General features: G+C 61.0%; 15 protein-coding genes and 1 pseudogene. 1 reads left to right on the top strand and 15 read right to left on the bottom strand.

The features are described from left to right. Positions 1-21: 21 nt before the first annotated feature. The 5 genes from RHM69_RS22025 to pgaA form a co-directional block, all read right to left on the bottom strand. The gene (locus RHM69_RS22025; RefSeq protein ID WP_200601140.1) at positions 22-1743 is read right to left on the bottom strand and encodes a ShlB/FhaC/HecB family hemolysin secretion/activation protein; all 1722 of its coding nucleotides are present in this window, start codon (positions 1741-1743) and stop codon (positions 22-24) included. 491 nt (positions 1744-2234) lie between these two features. Then, complete coding sequence (pgaD, locus tag RHM69_RS22020) at positions 2235-2711, bottom strand: poly-beta-1,6-N-acetyl-D-glucosamine biosynthesis protein PgaD (RefSeq protein WP_003187480.1); 477 nt, start codon at positions 2709-2711, stop codon at positions 2235-2237. 2 nt (positions 2712-2713) lie between these two features. After that, the gene (gene pgaC, locus RHM69_RS22015; RefSeq protein ID WP_020302876.1) at positions 2714-4054 is read right to left on the bottom strand and encodes a poly-beta-1,6-N-acetyl-D-glucosamine synthase; all 1341 of its coding nucleotides are present in this window, start codon (positions 4052-4054) and stop codon (positions 2714-2716) included. 2 nt (positions 4055-4056) lie between these two features. Then, positions 4057-6054, bottom strand: coding sequence for a poly-beta-1,6-N-acetyl-D-glucosamine N-deacetylase PgaB (gene pgaB / locus RHM69_RS22010; RefSeq protein ID WP_014716390.1), 1998 nt, complete (start codon positions 6052-6054; stop codon positions 4057-4059). Between the two features lie 12 nt (positions 6055-6066). Further along, positions 6067-8547, bottom strand: coding sequence for a poly-beta-1,6 N-acetyl-D-glucosamine export porin PgaA (pgaA, locus tag RHM69_RS22005; protein WP_019819552.1), 2481 nt, complete (start codon positions 8545-8547; stop codon positions 6067-6069). A gap of 504 nt (positions 8548-9051) precedes the next feature. On the opposite strand from pgaA, the gene RHM69_RS22000 reads away from it, so the two are divergent. Next, positions 9052-9993 carry an IS110 family transposase gene (locus RHM69_RS22000; RefSeq protein ID WP_397388902.1) on the top strand — a complete coding sequence of 314 codons (942 nt, stop codon included), beginning with the start codon at positions 9052-9054 and terminating at the stop codon, positions 9991-9993. 69 nt (positions 9994-10062) lie between these two features. Here the strand turns inward: RHM69_RS22000 and RHM69_RS21995 are convergent, their stop codons facing one another. The 10 genes and pseudogenes from RHM69_RS21995 to RHM69_RS21950 all read right to left on the bottom strand — a co-directional run bounded on the left by RHM69_RS21995 (position 10063) and on the right by RHM69_RS21950 (position 20835). Further along, positions 10063-11559: a YdgA family protein gene (locus RHM69_RS21995; protein ID WP_020302878.1), complete on the bottom strand. Its 1497-nt coding sequence runs from the start codon at positions 11557-11559 to the stop codon at positions 10063-10065. A 147-nt stretch (positions 11560-11706) separates the two neighbouring features. Continuing rightward, complete coding sequence (locus RHM69_RS21990) at positions 11707-12339, bottom strand: hypothetical protein (RefSeq protein ID WP_019819550.1); 633 nt, start codon at positions 12337-12339, stop codon at positions 11707-11709. Between the two features lie 81 nt (positions 12340-12420). After that, positions 12421-13863: an efflux transporter outer membrane subunit gene (locus RHM69_RS21985; protein ID WP_014716387.1), complete on the bottom strand. Its 1443-nt coding sequence runs from the start codon at positions 13861-13863 to the stop codon at positions 12421-12423. Further along, positions 13860-14750, bottom strand: coding sequence for an efflux RND transporter periplasmic adaptor subunit (locus RHM69_RS21980; RefSeq protein WP_014716386.1), 891 nt, complete (start codon positions 14748-14750; stop codon positions 13860-13862). Before RHM69_RS21980 ends, RHM69_RS21985 begins: the two co-directional genes overlap by 4 nt. Next, the gene (locus RHM69_RS21975; RefSeq protein ID WP_003187469.1) at positions 14747-14956 is read right to left on the bottom strand and encodes a DUF1656 domain-containing protein; all 210 of its coding nucleotides are present in this window, start codon (positions 14954-14956) and stop codon (positions 14747-14749) included. Before RHM69_RS21975 ends, RHM69_RS21980 begins: the two co-directional genes overlap by 4 nt. After that, positions 14953-17031, bottom strand: coding sequence for an FUSC family protein (locus RHM69_RS21970; protein ID WP_200601104.1), 2079 nt, complete (start codon positions 17029-17031; stop codon positions 14953-14955). Before RHM69_RS21970 ends, RHM69_RS21975 begins: the two co-directional genes overlap by 4 nt. After that, positions 17028-17447: a MarR family winged helix-turn-helix transcriptional regulator gene (locus RHM69_RS21965; RefSeq protein WP_003187465.1), complete on the bottom strand. Its 420-nt coding sequence runs from the start codon at positions 17445-17447 to the stop codon at positions 17028-17030. Before RHM69_RS21965 ends, RHM69_RS21970 begins: the two co-directional genes overlap by 4 nt. Before the next feature lie 438 nt (positions 17448-17885). Further along, a pseudogene (locus RHM69_RS21960) lies at positions 17886-18821 on the bottom strand (Fic family protein); the annotation flags it as partial. A 155-nt stretch (positions 18822-18976) separates the two neighbouring features. After that, entirely contained in the window at positions 18977-19222 is a 246-nt protein-coding gene (locus RHM69_RS21955; RefSeq protein ID WP_014716383.1) for a DUF2789 domain-containing protein, read from the bottom strand. 32 nt (positions 19223-19254) lie between these two features. Then, positions 19255-20835, bottom strand: a complete 1581-nt coding sequence (locus RHM69_RS21950) for a glycosyltransferase family 39 protein (RefSeq protein WP_200601107.1) — start codon at positions 20833-20835, stop codon at positions 19255-19257. Positions 20836-20879 lie beyond the last annotated feature (44 nt).

Raw genomic sequence — 20879 nt, 5'->3', positions numbered from 1 at the left:
CTCATGCAGCGGGGCGTTGAATTACAGGAAAAAATCCATGCGGAAATAGATCGGCGCTTCGCGCTCGGTCACCACACCGGGTCTTTCTAACGAATGGGCAAAGGTCACGCTGGTGCTGACGTGTTTGCCACGGGCGAACAGCTCCAGGGAGTTGCTGGACACCCGGCCATGAACGTTGTCGTTGTAGCGGTCGTTGCGGATCACGCCCTGGTCGTAGCCGACACTGGCGCCGTACTCGGCGAAGGCTGGGCGCATCCAGTCGAGGGTCACCGGGCGCGCCCAGCGCACTTCGTTGCGCCAGTAGCCGCCGCTGTCGCCGGTCAGCAACTGGTCCTTGAAACCGCGCACCGAGGCCGAGCCGCCAAGGCTCATGCGCTGCGGCGAAAACAGCGGGTCTTCGCTGCGTTGGCCGGTGGCCAAACTGCTGAAGCTGAACGACTCGCCCCACAGGCTGAAGGGTTGCAGGTAGCTGACGGTGGCGGTGTATTTGCGGTAGCGCGAGTTCGGCTGGCGACGGCCTGCTGGGTCACGCTCGTCCTGGGCCTGGGCGTCGAGCAGGCCGATGCCGCTTTGCATGCCCAGGTCCAGGTTGACGAAGGCACTGCCGATGCGCCGACCGTGGTTGACGCCCAGTTGCAGTTCGCTGAGGCGGTTGCTGCTGGGCGCGGTGCGCACGTCGAGGATGTAGTTGTTGGTGCGCAGGTGCGCCAGGCCGACGTTGACCGAGGTCTTGCTGACGTCGTCGCGATGGATCACCCGCTCGGCGCGCAGTTGGTGGTTCTGGTTGTCGCCGTCCTGCTTGTATTTGAAGCCGTCGGTGACGCCGTAGGTGCGGTAGTCGCTTTCGCTGTAGGTGTAGCTGAAGTTCCACCAGCCCCAGGGCAGGTTGTAGTAGAGCATGGTGTTTTTCGAGGTTTTCTGGTGGTCGCTGATGGCGTCGTGGCCGCCGCGCAGCATCAGTTGGTCACCCAGGCCCAGTGGGCTGTCCCACTCAAGGCCAGCGCCCCATTGCTGTTCGCCAGTGCTTTTCTGCCCGTCGTTGTTGCGCGACAGGCTGGCGCGCCAGGGCTTTTGCGCGGTGTTCTTGACCACCACGTCGCTGCCGCCGATTTGCTGGCCGGGGGTGAGTTCCATCTGCGCTTGTTTGGACGGCAGGCGGTTGAGCTGGTCCACCAGTTGCTCGATTTCACGCAGGTTCAATGCTTCACCGACTTTGCCGGGAAAGGCCATGGCCAGTTCGCGGTCGGTCACCGTGCTGCCTTCGGCGCTGCGCAACGCTTCGAGTTTGCCTTCCACCACCAGCACTTGCAGATGGCCGGTGGAGAGGTCTTGCTGCGGCAGGTAGGCACGGCTGGTGACGCGGCCTTTGCCGAGGTAGTAGTCGGTGATGGTTTTGAGCAGGTCGTTCAGCTGGGACACGCCCAGGCACTGGCCGATGTAGGGCTTGAGCAAGCGCTCGCGGTCGGGCGCCGGCAGGCTGTCGGCGCCTTTGAGTTCGATGGTTTTGATCGGGAAGCAACGGGTGTCGGCCGGGGTTGCCGGGGCTTGGGGCTTGTCCGCTTTGCCGGGCAGGTCCTGAAGCTCCTGGAGGCGCCGCTGCTGCTCTTCGAGCAGGCGGTTCTGCCGGTCGCGGATCAAGTCCTGATCGCCAGGCGTGGGGGAGGCGGATGCACTGTTCAGGCCCATGCAGGTGAGCACGAGGGTGCAGAGCAATAACCGGGTCCATGGCAATAACGAAGACATGTTCGATCCATCGAAAATCAAGGGCCGCGAAACTAACATCGAACTTCCAGCTCGCCTAGAAACGGCGAAGTGGGGCCGCTCGACTGATTAGTTTTCTAACCTGTTGATTATTAATAATAATTTTTCATCAAAAGGGTTTAAGTCGGGCACTTACGGTGATTATTCCGACAAGCGGCAACTGTTTTGATGGCGATTCGACGAATGACTTTCCGACTGCCATTATTTAGCCATCAGGTGTTCGTCGAGTTAGGTTAGTACCGGAGAAGGGGGAAAAGTTCGCGGGGGTTTTGTGAATTGGATCCCATTTATCGGAATTCCAACAAGAGGAGTGAACCACTGCAACCCATGGGTGGAAATACTACCTGTGGGAGCGGCCTTGCCCGCGAAGGCGGTGTGTCAGTCACTGCAACTGTTACTGCACTATCGCTTTCGCAGGCAAGCCAGCTCCCACATTGGGTCTTCATTGCTTTGGGCATTGCGTTCGCTTAGGTCTAGCCAATGCCCTTGTCTTTGTCGGGTACCAGGGTCAGGCCGGGGCGTTCGACGTCGCGGGAGACATGGGATTTCACTTCTTCGACGCCGCCTTCTTCGTCGTTGTGGATCACCAGCACGCCGGGGCGGCGCAGTTGTTCGAGGTCGCCATCGCCCAAGTTGAAACTTTCACTCAGGTGCTGGTCGCTCAGCGCATTGGCCTCGGCGCGGCGCTGGGCGAATTTGCGCCCGCGATGCTGCTGATAACGTGCCCAACTGATCAGGATCACCGCATTGAACAGCGCGATCCACAGGTAAACCTGCAAGGTGTTGAGCGCAGCAAAGATAGGCGCCTCGATGCGCGGGCCGCCATGGGTTTCAAGCATGGCGCTGATGCCTCGCGCCAGCAACCAGATCAACCCACCCCAGGCCAGCAGGGTCAGCAGCACATCGACGATCCACATCAGTGTGTTTTGGCGAGTTCTGACCAGTTTCATGATCACGCCTCCTCTTGTGCAGGTTTGATACCGCGGTCCGGGCTGACCCAGCGTGCGCGTTTCTGATGCTGGTTGAACAACACCTTGGGAAAGCTGACCAGCGTGGTGAGCAGGCTGACCAGCCAGAACACCATCGGGTACCACACGGTCCAGAACAGGGTTTTCCACAGGTCTTTTTCGTAGCGCCGGTCGATCAGGATGCTCACCGCAAACTGCAGCAGGCACACCATCGCCAGCACCAGCCCGGTGAACGCGGGCGGCACCAAAGAGCTCACGGTGATCGCCGCCGGTAGCGTGACGAATTTACCCACGGCCCAGAAGACCACCGACAGCAGGAAGGTGAAGGCCCAGCCGGTGGACAGGCAGTACTCGAACAGCAGCGGCCACAGGTAGCGGTGGCGCCATTGCCAAATGCCACGGATGTTCTTGAACAGCACTTCGGCGCCGCCCTGGGCCCAACGCAGGCGTTGTTTCCACAGGCCACCGACGGTTTCGGGCATGAGGATCCAGCACAGCGCGCGCGGCTCGTAGAAGATCGCCCAGTGATCGAGTTGCAGCTTCCAACTGACATCGATGTCCTCGGTGATCATGTCGGTGCTCCAGTAGTCGATGCGGTCCAGGGCCTTCTTGCGAAACGCCACCACCACACCGGAGACCGTGAAGATCCGACCGAATACCCGCTGGGTACGCTTGATCAAACCGATGATCGAGGAGAACTCGCCGACCTGCACTCGGCCGATCAGGGTCGAGCGGGTACGAATGCGCGGGTTGCCGGTGACGGCGCCCAGGCGTGGGTTGTCGAGCATCGGCGCGACCATGTAGGCGGCCGCGTTTTTGTCGAGCAAGGCATCGCCGTCGATGCACACCAGGTATTCGCTGCGGGCGGCCACGGCGCCCATGCGCAGGGCCACGGCTTTGCCCTGGTTCTGCGCCAGGTGCAGCACGCGCAGGCGCGGGTGTTGCAACGCAAGGGCATCGAGTACTGCGGCGGTGTTGTCGCTGGAGCCATCGTTGACCGCGATCACTTCGATGTTCGGGTACACCTGGCCGAGGGCCGCATCAATGGTGTCGGCGACGTTATCGCCCTCGTTGTAGCAAGGGATGATGATCGAGATCAGCGGCTCGCCGGCCAGGGTCGGCGCCGGCGTGTCTTCTTCCCACGGCCAGTGGCGTTCCCAGTGCAGCCAGAAATACAGGCCACCGGCGATCCACAGCGCCGACATGAACAGCGGGTAGAAGAACACGAAGTCCATCAGGAACTGCCCGGTCACCAGGAATATCAGGCCCAGGGGCAAGCCCAGTACCAGTGCCAACACGAATAGAGCCAGGATTCTGTCAACCATGATCAAGGGTTCCATTGGTTGGAGAGGGCCGGACGGATGGTCTTCAAGTCCGGGGAGTTTTCCAGGAAGTTGTCCGGGTAGTAGCCGAAACTGGTGACGCCCTGGCGTTTGAGTACACCCATCCACTCTGCCAATTGCTCAGCGCTGATATCCGGTGCGGCCTGGGTGCGCCAGTCTTTGGCTTGCAATTCGAAGATGGTTTTTTGCATCGCGCCGGGGCGCGTCTTGACCGTGGCGATGAGTTTTTCCAGCCAGGCGTTGGAGGTTTTCACTTCCTGGCCTTCCATCAACGGCATGGCCATCGGCGCGGTCCAGTCGTAGGCCTGGAGGAAATCATCGAGGTTCTGCGCGAACCAGGTTTCGCTGCCAGGGTTGAGCATGGGCTCGGCGAAGATATTGCGCGCCGTCAGCACCTGCGGGCCACGGATGGCGCGGACCTTGGCGGTCAGCTCATGGGTGAAGTCGATCAGGTAACGGCTTTTGAAACGGGTCCAGCGCTGCATCACGGCAGGGTCGGCACGCAGGGCCGCGATGCTGTCCGGCAAACCTTGGGCCGCGTAGGCCTTGAGCGCTGCGGGGCTGGCGTCTTCGAAGTCGTTGAACACCGCATCATCGTGGTAGAGGATGCCGTCAATCGGCCCTACACGCGCCAGGTCTTGGTAGATCTCACCGATGACCTGCCGCACCTTGGGGTCAAATGGCGACAGGCGTTTGTATTGATCCGGGTCGGGGCCGACTTGGCCGGTTTTCGGGTCCCAGCGGGTGACACGCGGCAGCTTGGGGTCGAGGGCAAAACTCAGCACCGGCATCCAGGCGTACACACTGGCATGGGCGCGGGTGTGCAATTGCCAGGCAACCCGGTTGAACAGGTCAGCACGCATCGGCAGATGGCGGTTGGGGAAGTACAGCGAATGCACCAGGCCGTCGCCCTTGGGGTCGGCAAAGGCTTGCAGGAAGACGGTGCCGGCGCCCATGTCCACCACGCGCTGAACCAGCACGTCGAGGTTGCGCGCCTGTTGGGCCGGGTCGGGGTCGTACACGTTGTCCAGGTCTACGTGCAGCACGCGCATCGGCGCTTTGGTCTGCACGGCCACCATGCTGTTGGCAAAGTGTTCACCGTCCGGGTCGGAGGCCACCAGAAAGCGCGGGCTGTTCATCAGGTTGCCGAGGTCGTCGAGCCCGTCTTCCAGGGTCAGCGCCATCTCGTAGCCGTGCTCGCCGACTACCGCCAACGAGGTGCCATCGGCCGCCCCATACGGCCACACCCACACACGCGGTGCCTTGCCGGTGACGGTACGGATTTTGTTCGAAATCGCGGCGACGTCAGCCCGCATACGCGCCTGGAACTGCGCTTCGCTTTCGTAGCCGTTGGTCTTGGGATCAAAACTTCGCGTGGTGGCGGCCGGTTCCAGGTTGCCCTGGGGGTTGGCCAGGATGCCCTTGTGATTGGCGTCGGTGTGAGCGGCGATTTCCACCAGGCCAGACTGGGACACTTCACGAATCTGCTGCCACGTCAGGAACTCTCCCCGTGGTCGTGGCGTACCGGCAAAATCCACCGGTTGGTTCAACGGCGTGTCGATCCAGGACCCCACCGGTGCCAGCAATGCAGGCCAGTGGTAGGCACGCAGAATCGGCATCACGCGGGTGTAGAAGCTGGAATAACCGTCATCGAAGCTGAGCATCACCGCCTTGGGTGGCAATGCCGGGCCGCCGCGCCGGGCCGCCAGGATCTGATCGACGCTGACCGCCTGGTAGCCATTCTCCCGCAGCCACGCCAGCTGCTCGATCAAACGCTCGGTGCGCACCGCCACCACGGCTTGATCGGGGTCGCGATCCTCTACGTCGTGATAGGCAATGCCCAGGAAGTGGTTCTTCGGCCACGGCGCTTCGTTGGGCGCTATCGGCCGTTCGGCGGGTGGAGTGTAGGGCGCGGGTTGTTGGGCGCAGGCGGCGGCCAGCATTACACCCAGGACCAACAAGCAACGGCTGAGGACGGTCATGGTCAGGCTCTTTTAGAAACGGTAAGTGAGGTCGACGAGCAGGCGCAGATCGCGTTCGCGATCACCGTCATAAGGTCGGCTGATCAGGCTGAGGTTGGCGCCCATTTCCAGTACGTCGTTCCAGCGATAGCGTTGGCCGTAGCCAATCAGGCCGATACCGCCGGTGGAGTAGTCACGCTGGCTGTAGGTACCCGCGCCGATTTGGAACTGCTGACTCCACTGGGTTTCGTAGCGGTGATAGAGCACGTGATTGACGTTGATCATGGGCAACACCGTGAAGTCCGACTTCGGGTTGAAGTACACGGTGTCTTCCTTGCTGTTGCGGCTGGCGCCCACTTCCAGGCCCAGGTCCACTTGCACATGGGGCGAGCTGTATAGGCCTTCGCGGCCGGTGAGCAAGGCTTCGAAGCGATCGTTGCCGTCGCTGAAATGGGACGGGCTGAGGGTCAGTTTCCACTCGCGGCTTTCGTTGGCGCGCCAGCGGATAAAACCGCTGCCGCCGTTGGCTGTGACGCCGTCATTCAGGGCCCGCAACGGCGTGGTGCTGAGCAAATAGCCGAGGCTGCCGCCGTATTGCCAGTGGTCGTTGATGTCGCGGGCAATCGACACGCTGGCGCCTTGCTTGGAACCGTCGCCATAGGAATGGTTGGACACTTCGGCTTCGATGGTCATGTCACGGGTGCGACGCTCCACGCCCACGCGCTGCCAGCGATGTTGGCCAGTGCCTTCCTGGAAGTCGGCGGTGGCATAGCCGGCACCAGCGAACAGGCGCCAGTCTTCGTCGATGGGCGGCGTGTAGATCACGCTTTCAATGCCCCAGTCTCGGCTGCCGGAGACGGCACCGGCGTCGTTGTTATTGCCGCCACCGTAGCTTTTGCCGGTGTAGGCTTCGACACGCAGCTCGGCCATGTCGTGCACATCGCGCAGGCGGCTCAGGCGCTGCACCTGACGGTTGTCCGGGTTGCGGGCGAGCACGTCGTCGGTGAGCGCGTCCATCTGCCGCCATTCTTGCAAGTCCATGGCGGTATAGGCTTGGGAGACTTCCAGGCCGATGTCGCGGGGGGCCTGCGTTTCGGTTTCCTTGAGCGTGCCTTCGGCGCGGCGCGGCCAGTCGCGGGCGCGGTACATGTCGGCCTGGGCCAGGCGCAGACCCACGTTGCCCGGTGCCTTGGCCACCAGGGCTTCCAGGCTGGCCTCGCTACCGGGCAGGTCACCGCCATAGGTACCGGCCTGGGCGGATAATTGTTGGGCGTCCATCCAGTTGTCATTGGGGTTACCAATGGGCAAGCCCTTGAGCTCAACGCGGGGGTTTTGCTCCTTGGCCAGGTTGTTGGCGACCTGGCGGGCCTCTTCGACCTTGTCGCTTTCCAACAAGGCGTAGAACAGCGCCGTGCTGTCATCGACCCGATAGCTGGCGTCGGTGTCAGGGGCGGTGAGTACCTGGCGGTACAACGGCTCGGCCTTTTCCGGCTGGCGCTGTTCCAGGTAAGAGCCGGCGACCCAACGCAAGGCGTAGGTGGGCAGTTGCACGCCTTCGCTGGTGAGGGTTTGGTAATCGCGGATCACCTCGGCATGCCGCGCTCGCGCCTTGAGCGCACCCAGGCGGTCGATGCGCCAGCGGATGACATCGTCCTTGGCTGTGGCGTCGGGAGCCCAGCGGCTGATCAGTTTGTCGTAGTCCTGCAGGGCACGGTCTGCGATGACGTAGCGTTCTTTTTCTGTACGCGTGGCGAACTCGGCCATGCGCACACGCTCGGCGGCAAGGTCGCCTTCGAGGCGGCGCTGGGTGACGGCGTCCACCAACCCCGGGCGCTTGGCCGAGAGGCGCAGTGCTGGCTCCGGCAGCCGCGCCTTTTGCAGGGCAACGATGTATTCACGGGCCACTTCGGGCTTGTCACCGGCGCGGATAAAGGCTTGGTCGAATTCGAATAGCGCGTCGTAGTTCAAACCGGCACGTGTCAGCGCATACCCCAGGGCCATGCGGCGGTTGGGGTCATTGGGTTGGGCCGCCACCAGCGTGCGCAGGCGTTGCACCGCCTCGTTGGCTTTGCCGCCATCGGCCTGGGTGAGGGCCTGGCCCAGTTGCAGGTCGACGTTATGGGGTTCACGCAGCAACGCCTGGCGATAGACCGCTTCGGCCTGAGCCCACTGCTTTTGATTGCGATAAGTGCGCGCCACCGTGGCGAGTGCCTGGGTGGTGAGGTTGCGATGCTTGCCTTGCGCCTCGTACACCTTAAGCACTTCTGCGTCTTGCCCGGCCCAGCCGGCGATCACCAGGTGGTCGCTGACCTGGCCTGGGGTCTGGCGTTCGGCGGAGAGTTGACGCAGTTGGGTCAGCGCCGGCGTGAAGTGGCCGTTGCGGGCCTGGATGATCAGGGCGTCGTAGGCTGGGTCGGCAAACGCAAGGCCTGGAACCAGCAACTGGCTGCACAGGGCGGCCCCGATAAGCAGACGCAACCGGCCGGAGGCACTGTAGGGGTGGTTTCGCAGCATATCGTGAGCTTCCTTACACACGGAAAGCCTTAACGATAGGTGATCCTGAGCGAAACGCATCAGGGTGTCGGCGTCTCGGGACCCGACCTAGCTTTCCTGTAGGAACTATCTCTTAGCGAAGTAGGGGGAAGTGCAATTCAGAACAATTGTTCAGAATTGTGCGAGCGCGATTTTTTGCCCTCACACAAAACGAATGTGGGAGCCGGGTTTGTGTGGGAGCCGGGCTTGCCCGCGATGCAGGCACCGCGGTCGTTCAGCCAGACCGGGGCGATGCTATCGCAGGCAAGCCAGCTTGTATGCTAGGACTTGAAGGGAGGAGAAGGGACGAAGCCCGATTCTGACTGTTGACGCAGTACAGACCGTGGGAGATTTCACCCCTCCTCCTTTCACCCAAGCGCCGATAAAGAATGCATCTGGCTATGACCGACGATAGGAACAAGCCTGCGCCTCTGGGTGAGCCCTTCAAGTGCTCAAAAACATAGCCCGGAGGAAGCCCCCATGGCAATGCCAGTTTCTGTCTCAAAGCCGATCGTAGGCGTTGATGTCGCTAAGAATGAGCTGGTGATTTATCACGCTGAAGCCGATCTACTGGAAACGATCGCAAACAACAAAGCTGCTATCAAAAAATGGCTGAAAACGCTGTCCTGCAAAGTGGCCATCGCAATTGAAGCCACCAACATCTACCACTTGGAGTTTGCCGATCTAGCCCATGAAGCTGGTTGCGTGGTTTACATGGTTGGAGGTTATGAGCTCAAGCATTACCGCGAAAGTTTGAAGATCCGGGCCAAGACCGATGCTTTGGATGCCCAGTTGCTCGCCCGCTATTTGAGAAAGGAGGCAGACGAACTGCGTCCCTGGACACCGCCATCGCCGCTGTATCGCCACCTTCTAAGCCTGTTTCGTCGGCGCGCAGCCTTGGTTCAGGCGCGCGTCAGCCTGACGCAAAGCTGGGCGAATGAACCACTGCTTAAGGCCTCGTTTGCCGAGCAGGTGAAGTCGATGCAGAGACTTGAAGGGTTAATTGAAAAGATGATCAGTGATTGCCTGAAAGAGGCAGGTTTGCTGGGGCAGTTGAAGCGTTGCTTGAAGGTCGAAGGCATCGGCTTTTTGACTGGCGCGCGCTTGATTGCCACCTTCCAACGGGGAGAATTCAGGAATTCAGACGCGTTTATCGCCTTTCTTGGTATGGATTTGCGCGTCAACAAGTCAGGACAGAAAGATGGTCGTCGTAGTTTAAGTAAGCGCGGCGACTCAGAGGCCCGGCGCCTGCTGCATAACGCCGCGATGGCGGCTAGCCGAACAGAGACATGGAAAGCGTTTTATCAAGCACAGAGGGCACGAGGCTATAGCACCACTCAAGCGTTGGTAATATTGGCTCGCAAGCTTGCTCGGGTGGTATTCGCTCTACTGAAAGGGCAAAGCGAATATCAGCCAAAGGTTGGTTGAGGGTTGCCCCTCAACCATAGAATCTCCCACACAAGCCAGCTCCCACATTTTTTACTGCATTTTCAGCGCTTACTGGGCGCCGCTGACCGCACCGGCCTTGGACATCACAAAGCTGAGGAACTGCTCAACGGTCATTTTCTGGCCGTTGAAAGTCACTTCGTTATTGGCGTAGTGCAGCTTGGAAACCACATCGGTGCCCACCAGGGTTGCCATTTGGGTGCCGACGGCCATGCCGCTGACCATCTCGGCCGCCATCTGCGATTGCTGCTCGATGGCTTTGGGGTCAGTCACGCCGCCGACCTGGGCTTGCAGGGCGGCCACGTCGCTGATCATCGGCTTGGACAGGGTCAGGTTGGCATCGAGCAGCGCAATCATCTGCTTGCCCAGCTCAACCGGCGGCAGCTCCATCGACGTTGGCTTGGCCAGGTCGACCACCAGGTTGAACTTGCTTTCGCCGTGGGTGGTTTTCAGCGACAGGTTTTCCACCGCCAGTTGCGGCTTGGCAGCCAATACCTGGTTGACGTTGGCTTCGGCCAGGGCCTGCTCGGCTTCGGTCAATTGCAGTTCCGGTACCGGTTGGCCGGCAGCGGCAGCGGCTTGCACCGGTTGCATTTTGTCCTGGTAGAGCTTGGTCAGCACCAGCATCGCCGGGATGTCGACGTTCTTCATGCTCACAGCCATGGCCGCCGAGCCGACCGGCTTGCCCTGGTAACCGATCTCGTCGATTTTGTAGTCGACGCGACCGGCCAGGTTGTTGTCCTTGGCTTGGGTGGAATCTTTCTGCTCGAAGCCCTTGAGGGTCAGCACGGCTTTCTGCGGACCGAAGGTGACCTTGGTGTCGGTCAGCTCCACAGTGTTCTGGCCGGTGTAGAAGCCAAAGGTGGACTTTTCAAGGTTGCTGGCGACGGTCAGGCCAGCCAGTTCCGCTTCGAACGGTGCGCCATTGGCATCGATCGCCGCGACCTTGAGGCTGTTCATGAAGCCATCAGCCTTGACCTTCTGGCCTTCGGCGCTGCTGTCGAATTCCAGGTTGGCGCCGGAGAAGCTCACCGAGGAGGTGTCATCCTTGAATTCCAGCGGCAGCAACTCGATGTTGCCGCTGACCGAACGGCTGTAGCCGATATTCGCCACGCCTTTGAGCGGCGACACGTCTTTGCTGGCGGCGAACCATTTTTCGGTGGTGGGGTTCTTTTCCAGTTCGTAGTGACTGGTGGCCATGACCGGCAACCACTTGAGGGTCACCAGGCGCGAGAACGGCAGCGGGCCGTGTTCGATATGGTCGACGAACAGCAATTCGGGGTTCGGGTTGTCTTCGCCGAACACGCTGCCTTGGCCCTTGAGGCGATAGTGCGCGGTGCTGCTGAACACGCCACGGTCCAGGGACACCAGCTCCAGGGTCACGCTACCATCGACGCCGGCCATGGAGGTCTGCAGTTCTTTATTGGCGCTCTGGATAGCGGTTTGCAGGACCGGCTCCAGTTGTTTACCGGTGTACCAGGCACCGCCCGCACTGACGGCGCCGACGGCGACAACAAAACCCAAGAAAACAACGGCTGGCTTATTCATGAAGTGACCTGATCAAATCCTGTGAGAAGTGGGCTGTCTTCCTTGAACCCCTGAGGGGATTGGCTCAAGCCCGCCGAAAACGGGGGAAGATTAGCACTGGCGGGCGTAAACGGCCCAGCCTTTCAGAGGGATCAGTTCAGCAGGAGTTCAGGAGTACTCTTGTTCGACTTCATCCAGTTGGTGATCAAAACTCTTCAAGCGCGCGGTCCAGGTGTACACCAACACCTCGAACTCGCGGTGTATCACGGCATTGCCGGGGGTATCGGCCTTGGGGTCGCAAAAATCCAGCTGGTAGCGCTCGCGGGCCATTTGCGTGGCCACGTCGGACAATTCCCGCGCGTTATCCAGCCAATGCCTACCGTCGGCAACCTGTCGGTCAAGCAGCACGCATTGTTTTTTCAGGACTTCGAGGCTTTTTTCCAGCGGCGTGCCGGTGAGGTCGCCCATGACTTCCTGGAACGTGCGCCCCGGCTGCCAGTAACTGCCCCAGAAATAGCGGTCGAACACGGTTTCGACGCGGCGCAGGGCGACCTTGGTGTCCCAGATCGCCACGCGGGTCTTGCCCTGCTCGAGGAGTTTTTTCTTCACCCGCTGGTTTTGATACGACGCCCAGGCCACCACGCCGATGGACAAAGTGCCGATCACCAGGCAGGCGCTGTCGAGGAACACCATCGCCTTGTCGAGTTGATGGGCGAGCATGACGCCGTAAAAATACGCGGCCGATAACAAAACCAGTGCGAAGAGCACGCACCAGAAAGCGGGAGCATAAGGGTTTTTCATTCTTGGAATCCCCATGAGCAAACGCGAGCTTTGTCGGGTGAGGCGCCAGCGGGCCTCACCCAAGAAAGCATAGCAATCACCTCACGGTTTGCCGGGTTTTTGCCCTTGCGTTCGTCCGCTTTCCCAACCGCCGCCCAGGGCCAGGAACAGGTCGATCTGGCTCATGGCAACCTGGGTGTTGGCCGCCGCCAATTGCGCACGCATATCGGTGTAGGTGCGCGTGGCTTGCAGGTCGGCCAGGAAGGATTCGCGGCCGGCCTGAAAGAAGCGGTGGGTCTGGCCCGCCGCTTCTCGGGCCGACTGTTCGGCGTCGGCCAGGGCGTCGCGGCGTTGCAACACGGCGGTGTATTGGGCCAGGCCGGTCTGGGTTTCGCGGATGGCGTTGAGCACCACGCCGTCGAAGTGGGCCAGGGCTCCCTGGGTCGCGGCTTCGGCTTCATGCACGCGGGCGCGGGCGCCGTTGGTCGGTACAGTCCAGCTGATCATTGGGCCAAAGCCCCAGCGATTAGTGGCAGGCGTGCCAAGGTTTTCCAGCAGGCCCACGGTGCCTACCGTGGCGCCGATGCTGATGTCCGGGTACAACGCGCCGGTCGCCACGCCGATGCGTGCGGTGGCGGCGGCCAGCTGGCGTTCGGCCTGGCGCACATCAGGGCGGCGCTTGAGCAGCGTGGCGCCATCGCCTACCGGCAGCAGTTGAGCGATATGCGGCAGCTCAGCGCAGGTGCCCGTGCCGGCTGGCAGTTGGTCGACCGGTTTGGCCAGCAACATCGACAGCCGGAACAGCGCCGCCTGACGCGAGGCTTCATAGCGCGGTATGTCGGCGCGCAGGGATTTGTATTGGGTTTGCGAGCGAGTCACCTGGGTTTCGTCGCCGCGCCCGGCATCCCGCAGGCGCTGGGTCAGTTTGGTGCTCTGGGCTTGCAGGTCGAGGGACTCGTTGGCAATCGCCAGCTCTTCGTTGGCCGCGCACACCTGGGTATAGGAGCGCACCACATCGGCCACCAGGGTGATGCGGGCGATATCCGCCGCAGCCTGGGTGGCGTCGGCGCTGGCCTGGGCGCTTTCGATGCCACGCTGCAAGGTGCCGAACAGGTCGAATTGATAGGACGTGGTAATCCCGACGCTACCGATATTGCCCACCGGGACTTTGTCCGGCAGCAAGAAGGCCTCTCCAGACTCCTGCAAACGCTGGGCCTCGGCCTTGACGCCGGCACTCCAGCCGCCAGCGGATTCGGCCTGCTGCACCTGGTAACGCGAGCGCTGCAGATTGGCGGCGGCCACGCGCAGGTCGGTGTTGGAGGCCATGGCCTGGCGCACCAGTTCGTCCAGGCGCGGGTCTTTGTACAGCTTCCACCAATCCGCTGGCACTGGCGCCGAGACTACATTTTTGCCTTCGCCCATGATCGGCCCTTGGAGGTCGCCACGGTTGACCGCAGCCTGCTCCGGCAGTTTGTAATCCGGGCCTACTACTTGGCAGGCCGACAGCAACAACCCCAGGGAAGCGGTTGCCAGAAGCCGCTTCATGGTTTGCCCCCGTCTTTAACTTTGTCGTCAATGATCGACACCGTCGCCGTGCGCCCGGCGATCATGCGAAAGTCCGCCGGCACGTCATCGAAGGCAATGCGCACGGGGATCCGCTGGGCCAGGCGCACCCAACTGAACGCCGGGTTAACGTTGGGCAACAGATTGGAGCCGCTGCTGCGGTCGCGGTCTTCGATACCGGCGACGATACTCTGCACGTGGCCATGCAGGCGCGCGTTGTCGCCGATCACACGGATATCCACACCCATGCCTACGTGAATGCCGTCGAGCTTGGTCTCTTCGAAATAGCCGTCGATGTGGAAGGAATTGCTGTCCACCACCGATAGCACCGGGCGCCCGGCGGTGACGAACTCCTGGGTACGCGGTGCGCGGTCGTTGACGTAGCCGTCCACGGGGCTGCGGATCACCGAGCGGTCGAGGTTGAGTTGGGCGGAGTCGACTGTCACTTGGGCTTCGGCCAGGGCCGATTGGGCGCGGGCGACGCGGGACTGGCTCTCTTCCAGTTGCTCGCTGGGCACCAGGTTGCCAAGGCCCCGGTTACGCTTGTACTCGCGCTGGGCCTGGGCCAGGGTTTCCTGGCGGTCGGCCACGGCGGCCTGGGCTTGGCGCAGGGCCAGCTTGAAGCGGTCCTGGTCGACGGCGAAGAGCACCTGGCCCTTGGTCACCAACTGGTTGTCGCGCACGTCCACGCGCTGGATCAGCCCGGACACGTCCGGGGCGATCTGCACGATGTCGGCACGGATGTGGCCGTCACGGGTCCAGGGCGCAAACATGTAGTACATGACCATGCGCCACACAACGACGACCGCGAAACTCACGATCAACAACGTCAGGACGACACGGCCGATAGTCAAAAAAGGTTTTTTCATGTCATCAAATATCGACTGAGTGAGTCCACCGCGCCCAGCAACAGCGCGTAGAGCCCCACATTGAACAATGCCCGGTGCCAGACCAGGCGATAGAAGTGCATGCGCGTCAACAGCCCGTGCACCACCAGAAACAACACATAAGTAATGCCCATCAGCACCAGCAGCGTGGGCAGGAATACCCCGCTGATATCCAGGTCACCGATCATAAAGGCGCTCCATCAGGTAACGGCGCTTCCATTTCTGTACCGCCAATGAACTCCACCCCGGGCAACAGCGCCAGGCGCAGGCCGGCCAAGGCGTGCAGCAGGTGCAGGCGGGTGTCGTCTTCGTCTTGCAGGCCCTGGCCGTTGAGGGCGCGACGCGTGCGGTCCAGGGTCATCAGCAGACCGCTGGGCGCGGGCAAGCGTTCACCCGCCTTCAGGCAGGCCTTGAAGTAACCGCCCACGCCTTCCACCACCTGGTTGAGCAACACCCGTGGCACACCGAGGATGCGTGGCGAGTAGGCCAGCAGGTCGAGCAGGTTCAGCGCCACGCGCAGGTCGCGCAGGGCGATGCCGGTGTCCTGGCCGGTGAGCGCCAGGCGCGGCAGGTGTTGCATCAGGCGGTCGAGCATTTGTACGGCCATATGCCGGTGCTCGGCCAGGGTGGCGGGCTCGGTGAGGCTGACGATGTCGCGCCAGCTGAAACGGGTGAGGCGCTTGGCCGCCAGTTCGGCGCCGAAGGGTCGGGCGATCAAGGTCCAAACGAACGCGAACAGCAGACCCACGGGCCCGGCCAGGTTGACGTTGGCGAAGTTGAGAAAGTCCGCGTCATAAGCGCCCTGGATGCTGATGAACGATGAGGTGTTCACCAGCGTCAGCAACATGCCCAGGTAAAACCGTGGCTGCACCGTGAGGGTACCGATGCAAATAAACGGCACGGCGAAGGCCAGCACCAGCATGGGGAAATCATGCAGGTTGGGCAGCACCAGAAACAGATACAGGCTGGCGAACAGCACCGACATGGCGGTCCAGAAAAAGAACCGATAGATCTGCGGTGCAGGGTCGTCCATCGAGGCGAAAAAGCTGCACGCCACAGCGGCAAGGATCACGGCGCTGCCGCCGTCGGTCCAGCCCAACAGAATCCACAATACCGACGCGACAATGATTGCGGTGACGGTGGAAAACGCCGAGTAGAACATCAGCCCACGGTCGAGGAACGGCGTGAGCCGGCCCAGGCGCCAGTGCCGGTAAACGGCGCGCCAGGTGTCCTGACTTTCACATTGGATGGCGGCTTGCAGGCTGCGGCAGTCTTGCCACAAATCGACCCATTCGCCCAGGCGGTACAGGGCGTTGGAGAACAGCAACGTATGACGGTCATCCAGCGCTTCGCCCTGGGGTTGAGCGGCGTCGATCTTGTCACGCAATACGCGCCAGCGTTCCAGGGGCGCTTGTTCGGTAGTGCTTTGCAGCCAGGCGCTGGCCGCTTCCAATAACGGCGTGAGCTGGTCGAGAAACTCCGGCGCACGGTGCTCGATGGCGTACACCGCATCATCCAGAGCGTCGATCACTGGCAGCAGGTGAATCATGCGCCCGCGCAGTTCCTTGGTGTTGCGTACTGTCTGCGGGCGCGCGCCTTCGTGGGGCAGTTGGCCGATCATCAATTCGAGGGTATTGAAAGTGGCGACCATGCCGCCGCGCAGGTTGCTGACTTCTTCGGGGTCGACCTTGCGGCTGAGAAAGCGCTGGCTGTAGACCTGGGCGTCGCTGAACCACTTGGCCACCGAGCCATCGAACACCGGCATCAGGCGCCGGGGCCAGAACATCGCGCCCACCACCGCCGCGACCGCAATGCCGAGGAAGATTTCTTCGGTACGCGCCTCCGCCACATCCCAGACCGCCAAAGGGTTATCCACCACCGGCAGGGCAATCAGCGGCAAGGTGTAGCCGGCCAGCATCAGGGCATAGTTATTCGCGGTGCGCAGGTGCATGGACAAGAACAGCAAGGTGCCCGTCCACAGCGCAATCACCACCACCAGAATGTAGGGTGACTGCACGAACATCGGCACAAACAGCACCGCCGCCGCCGCGCCCATCAAGGTGCCGATGGCGCGGTACAGGGCTTTGGAACTGGTAGGGCCGACAAACGGGCTGGAGACGATATACACCGTGGCCATCGCCCAGTACGGACGCGGCATTTGCATGAGCATGGCGATGTACAGCGCGATCATCGACGCGGCGAAGGTACGCACCCCGTAGAACCAATCGCGGGCAGGCGGGAAGCCGGTAAAAAATCCGTTCAAGACGACACAGCCTCAGCCGCTTCGAAGGCGCGCAGTACGCGCAGTGCGGCTTGCAGATCGTCAGGGGCGATATCTGCCAACACGTCTTTGCGCAGGCGCACCAGTTGCGCTTCCACCGCCTGCACCAACTCACGGCCACGCTCGGTAAGGCTCAGGGCCTTGGCGCGGCGGTCGTGGATGTCTTCGGTGCGGCAGACGTAACCGTCACCGCACAGCCGGTCGAGCAGGCGCACCAGTGATGGGCTTTCCATACCGGAGGCCTGGGCGACCTTGACCTGGTGCACGCCGTCGCCCAAGCGACCGATCATCAACAACGGCACGGCGCAGGCTTCGGAGATGCCATAGCTGACCAGCGTGGTCTGGCAGATTTTGCGCCAATTACGGGCGCCCACCACCATGCTGCTGCTGAGGCTCATCTGGAGTTGTTCGAGGGATTGAGGCACTGGATAGTTCGCATACAGTTAGTTTGCTAACTATCAATATGGTGGAAGAAGGATTTGCCGTCAAGTTTTGAAACAATTTCGCAGATGAGTGGTGGGATGCGCGTTCGCCATGCGACAAACAAAATGTGGGAGCTGGCTTGCCTGCGAAAGCGGTGGTTCAGTTGAATATTCAGTGACTGACACGCCGCCTTCGCGGGCAAGCCCGCTCCCACATTAGGTCAGCGTCGGCTTCATGCTTGCTGCTCAGCCTGTCCGCCCAGACGACGTAGTCTTCCGCGCGGAATTAGTCGCACCCACTCATCAATAGGCGATATCCCTTTGATAAGAAAAAACGTCTGCAGCATCTGATAGTCCGTTTCACCTAGAGAAATAAGACATTTCCCATCTTTCACGAAGTGTCGGGATCACCTCTTACTCGCCCATCAACCTCAAGCTCTCCTCCTCAATAAACCCAAACACATCATCCGCCACGCTGTATTGAAACTGCTTACGCCGATGCTTGGAAAGCTTCCCACCGTTATCTAGGCACATCATCACCAGCTTCGACAGATCGCTGCCGCGCACGTCGTAGCGTTGGTTCACCGCTTTGATCACTTGGTCATAACGGTCGAGGAATTCGGTTTCTTCGCGCAGTTCCACTTCCAGGGCTCGGCGGGCCATTTGCAGGGTGAATTCGACGCAGCGGGTCGCATCCCAGTAGCGATAGATCGAGGGGTGGCCGATGAAGTCGAACGCCATGTGGTCCGCATCCAGCCAGGTGACGTTCCAGAACTCACGGGTTGGCTGGGAAAAGGTTTTCAGCGCTTGCAGGTAGGCTTGCTCTTCATGCTTCATGGCGACAGAAACCGGTAGCAGCAAACCATTTTTCAGTGCGCCGTAGTGGCAAAGCGTCTGGTGAATCAGGAAGCGAGACAGGCGCCCATTACCGTCCATGAACGGGTGCAGGAAGACGAAACCGAAAGCGGTGACCGCGGCCGCAACCAAAGGATCGACGTCTCGAACGGGCTGGTTGGCGAAGGCCATCAGCTCTTCCATCAATTCCTGGCAAAGCGCGGGGGCTGGCGGTACGTAGCTCACACCGGTTGCGCCGCGCAGCCCGTTGTGCAGATGGTTCTGTTCGTGGCGAAACGCGACGGCTTTGTCGAAGGGGTTGGAGACTGTGCTGTTTTGCAGCTCGACCAAGTAGTCTTCGGTGAGCAAACGGCCTTCGTGGGCCTGGCGCAGGAGTTGAACGAAGCGACGGGATTTTTCTTCGCTGGGTTGTTCTTTTTCGATGGCAAATGAATCGCGGGTTTCGTGCAGGTAAGCCCACTGGATGGCGCGGTCCATCATTTCGGGAGGGAGGGTGCGATAACCTTTAGATCGAGCGCCTCACACAGATGAGCGTATCCGACTGTTGGCAGGGCGAGCTTTTCCAGAAAAAATTCACTTAAGCGATTAAAGTCCAGTTTTTTTACCGCTTACCATTTTTTTTACATACTCGCATTTCTTGGGATATTTTTTTACACCCCTCGCCCACCCCGCAACATCAGATTCAACTCATCCACCACCACCGCCCAATCCGCATCCTCCAGAATCTCTTCACGCAAAAATGTCTTCTGGGCGTCGCTCCAAAAAAACGCATCCGCCAGTTTCAACTCCGGCTTGAGCGGCGAATGAGAGGCGACAAATTGCTCAATACTGACCGGGTCGTCCGGCAGGCCAAGCTGTTTGAACAAAGCCGGCAAGCTGTGCAGTGGCGATTCCATGAAAGGCTCCTCATAAGTATGTTCAAGTGAGTCTAGCGGCAGCCTTCAGGTTGCGGCGCCGGTGCGTTGCATAGCACGAACAACCGCGCCCTGGCGCCACCGCCGTCCTGGCGACTGAATTCGCGCCAGCCGTTGGGCAGTGGCGCGAATTCATCTGGGGCTTCGTTGCTGCTGATCAACCATACCCGCCGCGTTTGAGCAGGCAGTGCTGAGAGGCGGTCCAGATAGATGCGGCCACCGTCCTGGTCCACCAGTGTGCCGAAACCATAGGCGTTCGGGCGAGTGGCAGTGCCGTCGGGCTTGGGCGGTGTGTAGAGCTGAAGTTGCGCGTCGGTCTGGTCGTAATACACGTAGCTGAGGTACCACATCATGTCACTCAGGACGATGCGGTCGCCTTCCTGGTAGTTGCGATTGACGAACTCCACCGGCACGTTGAACTGGTCGTGCTCATCCACTTCGAAGTTGTTCTTTAGCCCCAACAGTTCTACGCCAACAAACAGTGCGAACAACGCCACGCCCAGCCAGCACAAACGGAGCGGCAAACGGTCGATGGCAAGCGCCAGGACTATCGGCAGGCCTAACGCATACACCGTGAGGTAGCGCTCGATAAACACGGGCGAGATAAAGGACACGCCATAGACCAGCAGCAGCGGCAGCAGGCAAAACAGTGCCGGCAGGCGCGCCGCGTGGTTGCGCCAGGCCGTCGATACAACCACCCCGGCGAGCAGCAGGGGGAACAGCCAGAACAGCGGCGGCCACAGGCCGAGGCCGTCATCCTGCAACAGGAACTGCCAGACCATCGATGGCAGCGACAGTAGATTGACCGGCTCTTCCCAACCAATGTCGCCGCCGACTTTGAGCTGTTCGACGTGCTGCACCAAATCCAGCAGGTTGGGCAGCCAGGGCAGATACAACAACACTATCGCTACGTTGGCGACCCACCACGCAGGTCGCGTGATCAGGCGTTGAGCTGGCGCCTGCAATCCCAGGTACGCCCAATGCACCAGCACGCACAGCGCGGTGAAGTAGTGGGTATAGAACGCGGCGCTCATTAACAGCACATACACAGCCAAATAACGCACGCGCTCGGGCTGCTTCACCCAGTACACCAGGGCCAGCGTGGCGCCCAGTAGCCACACGCCCAGCAGCGAATACATGCGCACTTCCTGGCTGTAGCGCACTGCGGTCGGCAGCAGCGCCAACAGGACCCCCGCCAGCACGGCTGCGCGTCGGGTGGACAGTTGCCGTGTCAGCCAGATGCCCAGGCCCACGACGGCCACGCCGGGGATTGCACTCAGGCTGCGAATTGAGCCGATGCTGTCGCCGAATACTTCGATCCAACCGCGCAGTAGCAAGAAATACAGCGGTGGGTGCACATCATGGGCCGCGTGAAACCACAGGTCGGCCAGGGCGTATTCGCTCAGTAACAGGCTTGAGCCTTCGTCGCCCCAGATCGCCGCCGAGGTGAGGTGGTAAAACCGCAGGGCCATGGCCAGCGCCAGGATCGGCACCCACCACAGACGGCTGAGCCAGCCGGCACCTTCCCAGGTCAAGCGATGGAAGGTCGGCAATGCTTCAACTTTTTCGTTTTGCTCTACCACAGACCGACGCACCTCAAATTCTCCCGGCATGACCCTGCTTGCCTATGCGCAAACAC

The sequence above is a fragment of the Pseudomonas sp. CCI1.1 genome, from assembly GCF_034348165.1.
In the GTDB taxonomy this organism is placed as follows: Bacteria; Pseudomonadota; Gammaproteobacteria; order Pseudomonadales; family Pseudomonadaceae; genus Aquipseudomonas; species Aquipseudomonas paracarnis.
This window is presented reverse-complemented; position numbering and strand designations above follow the sequence as displayed.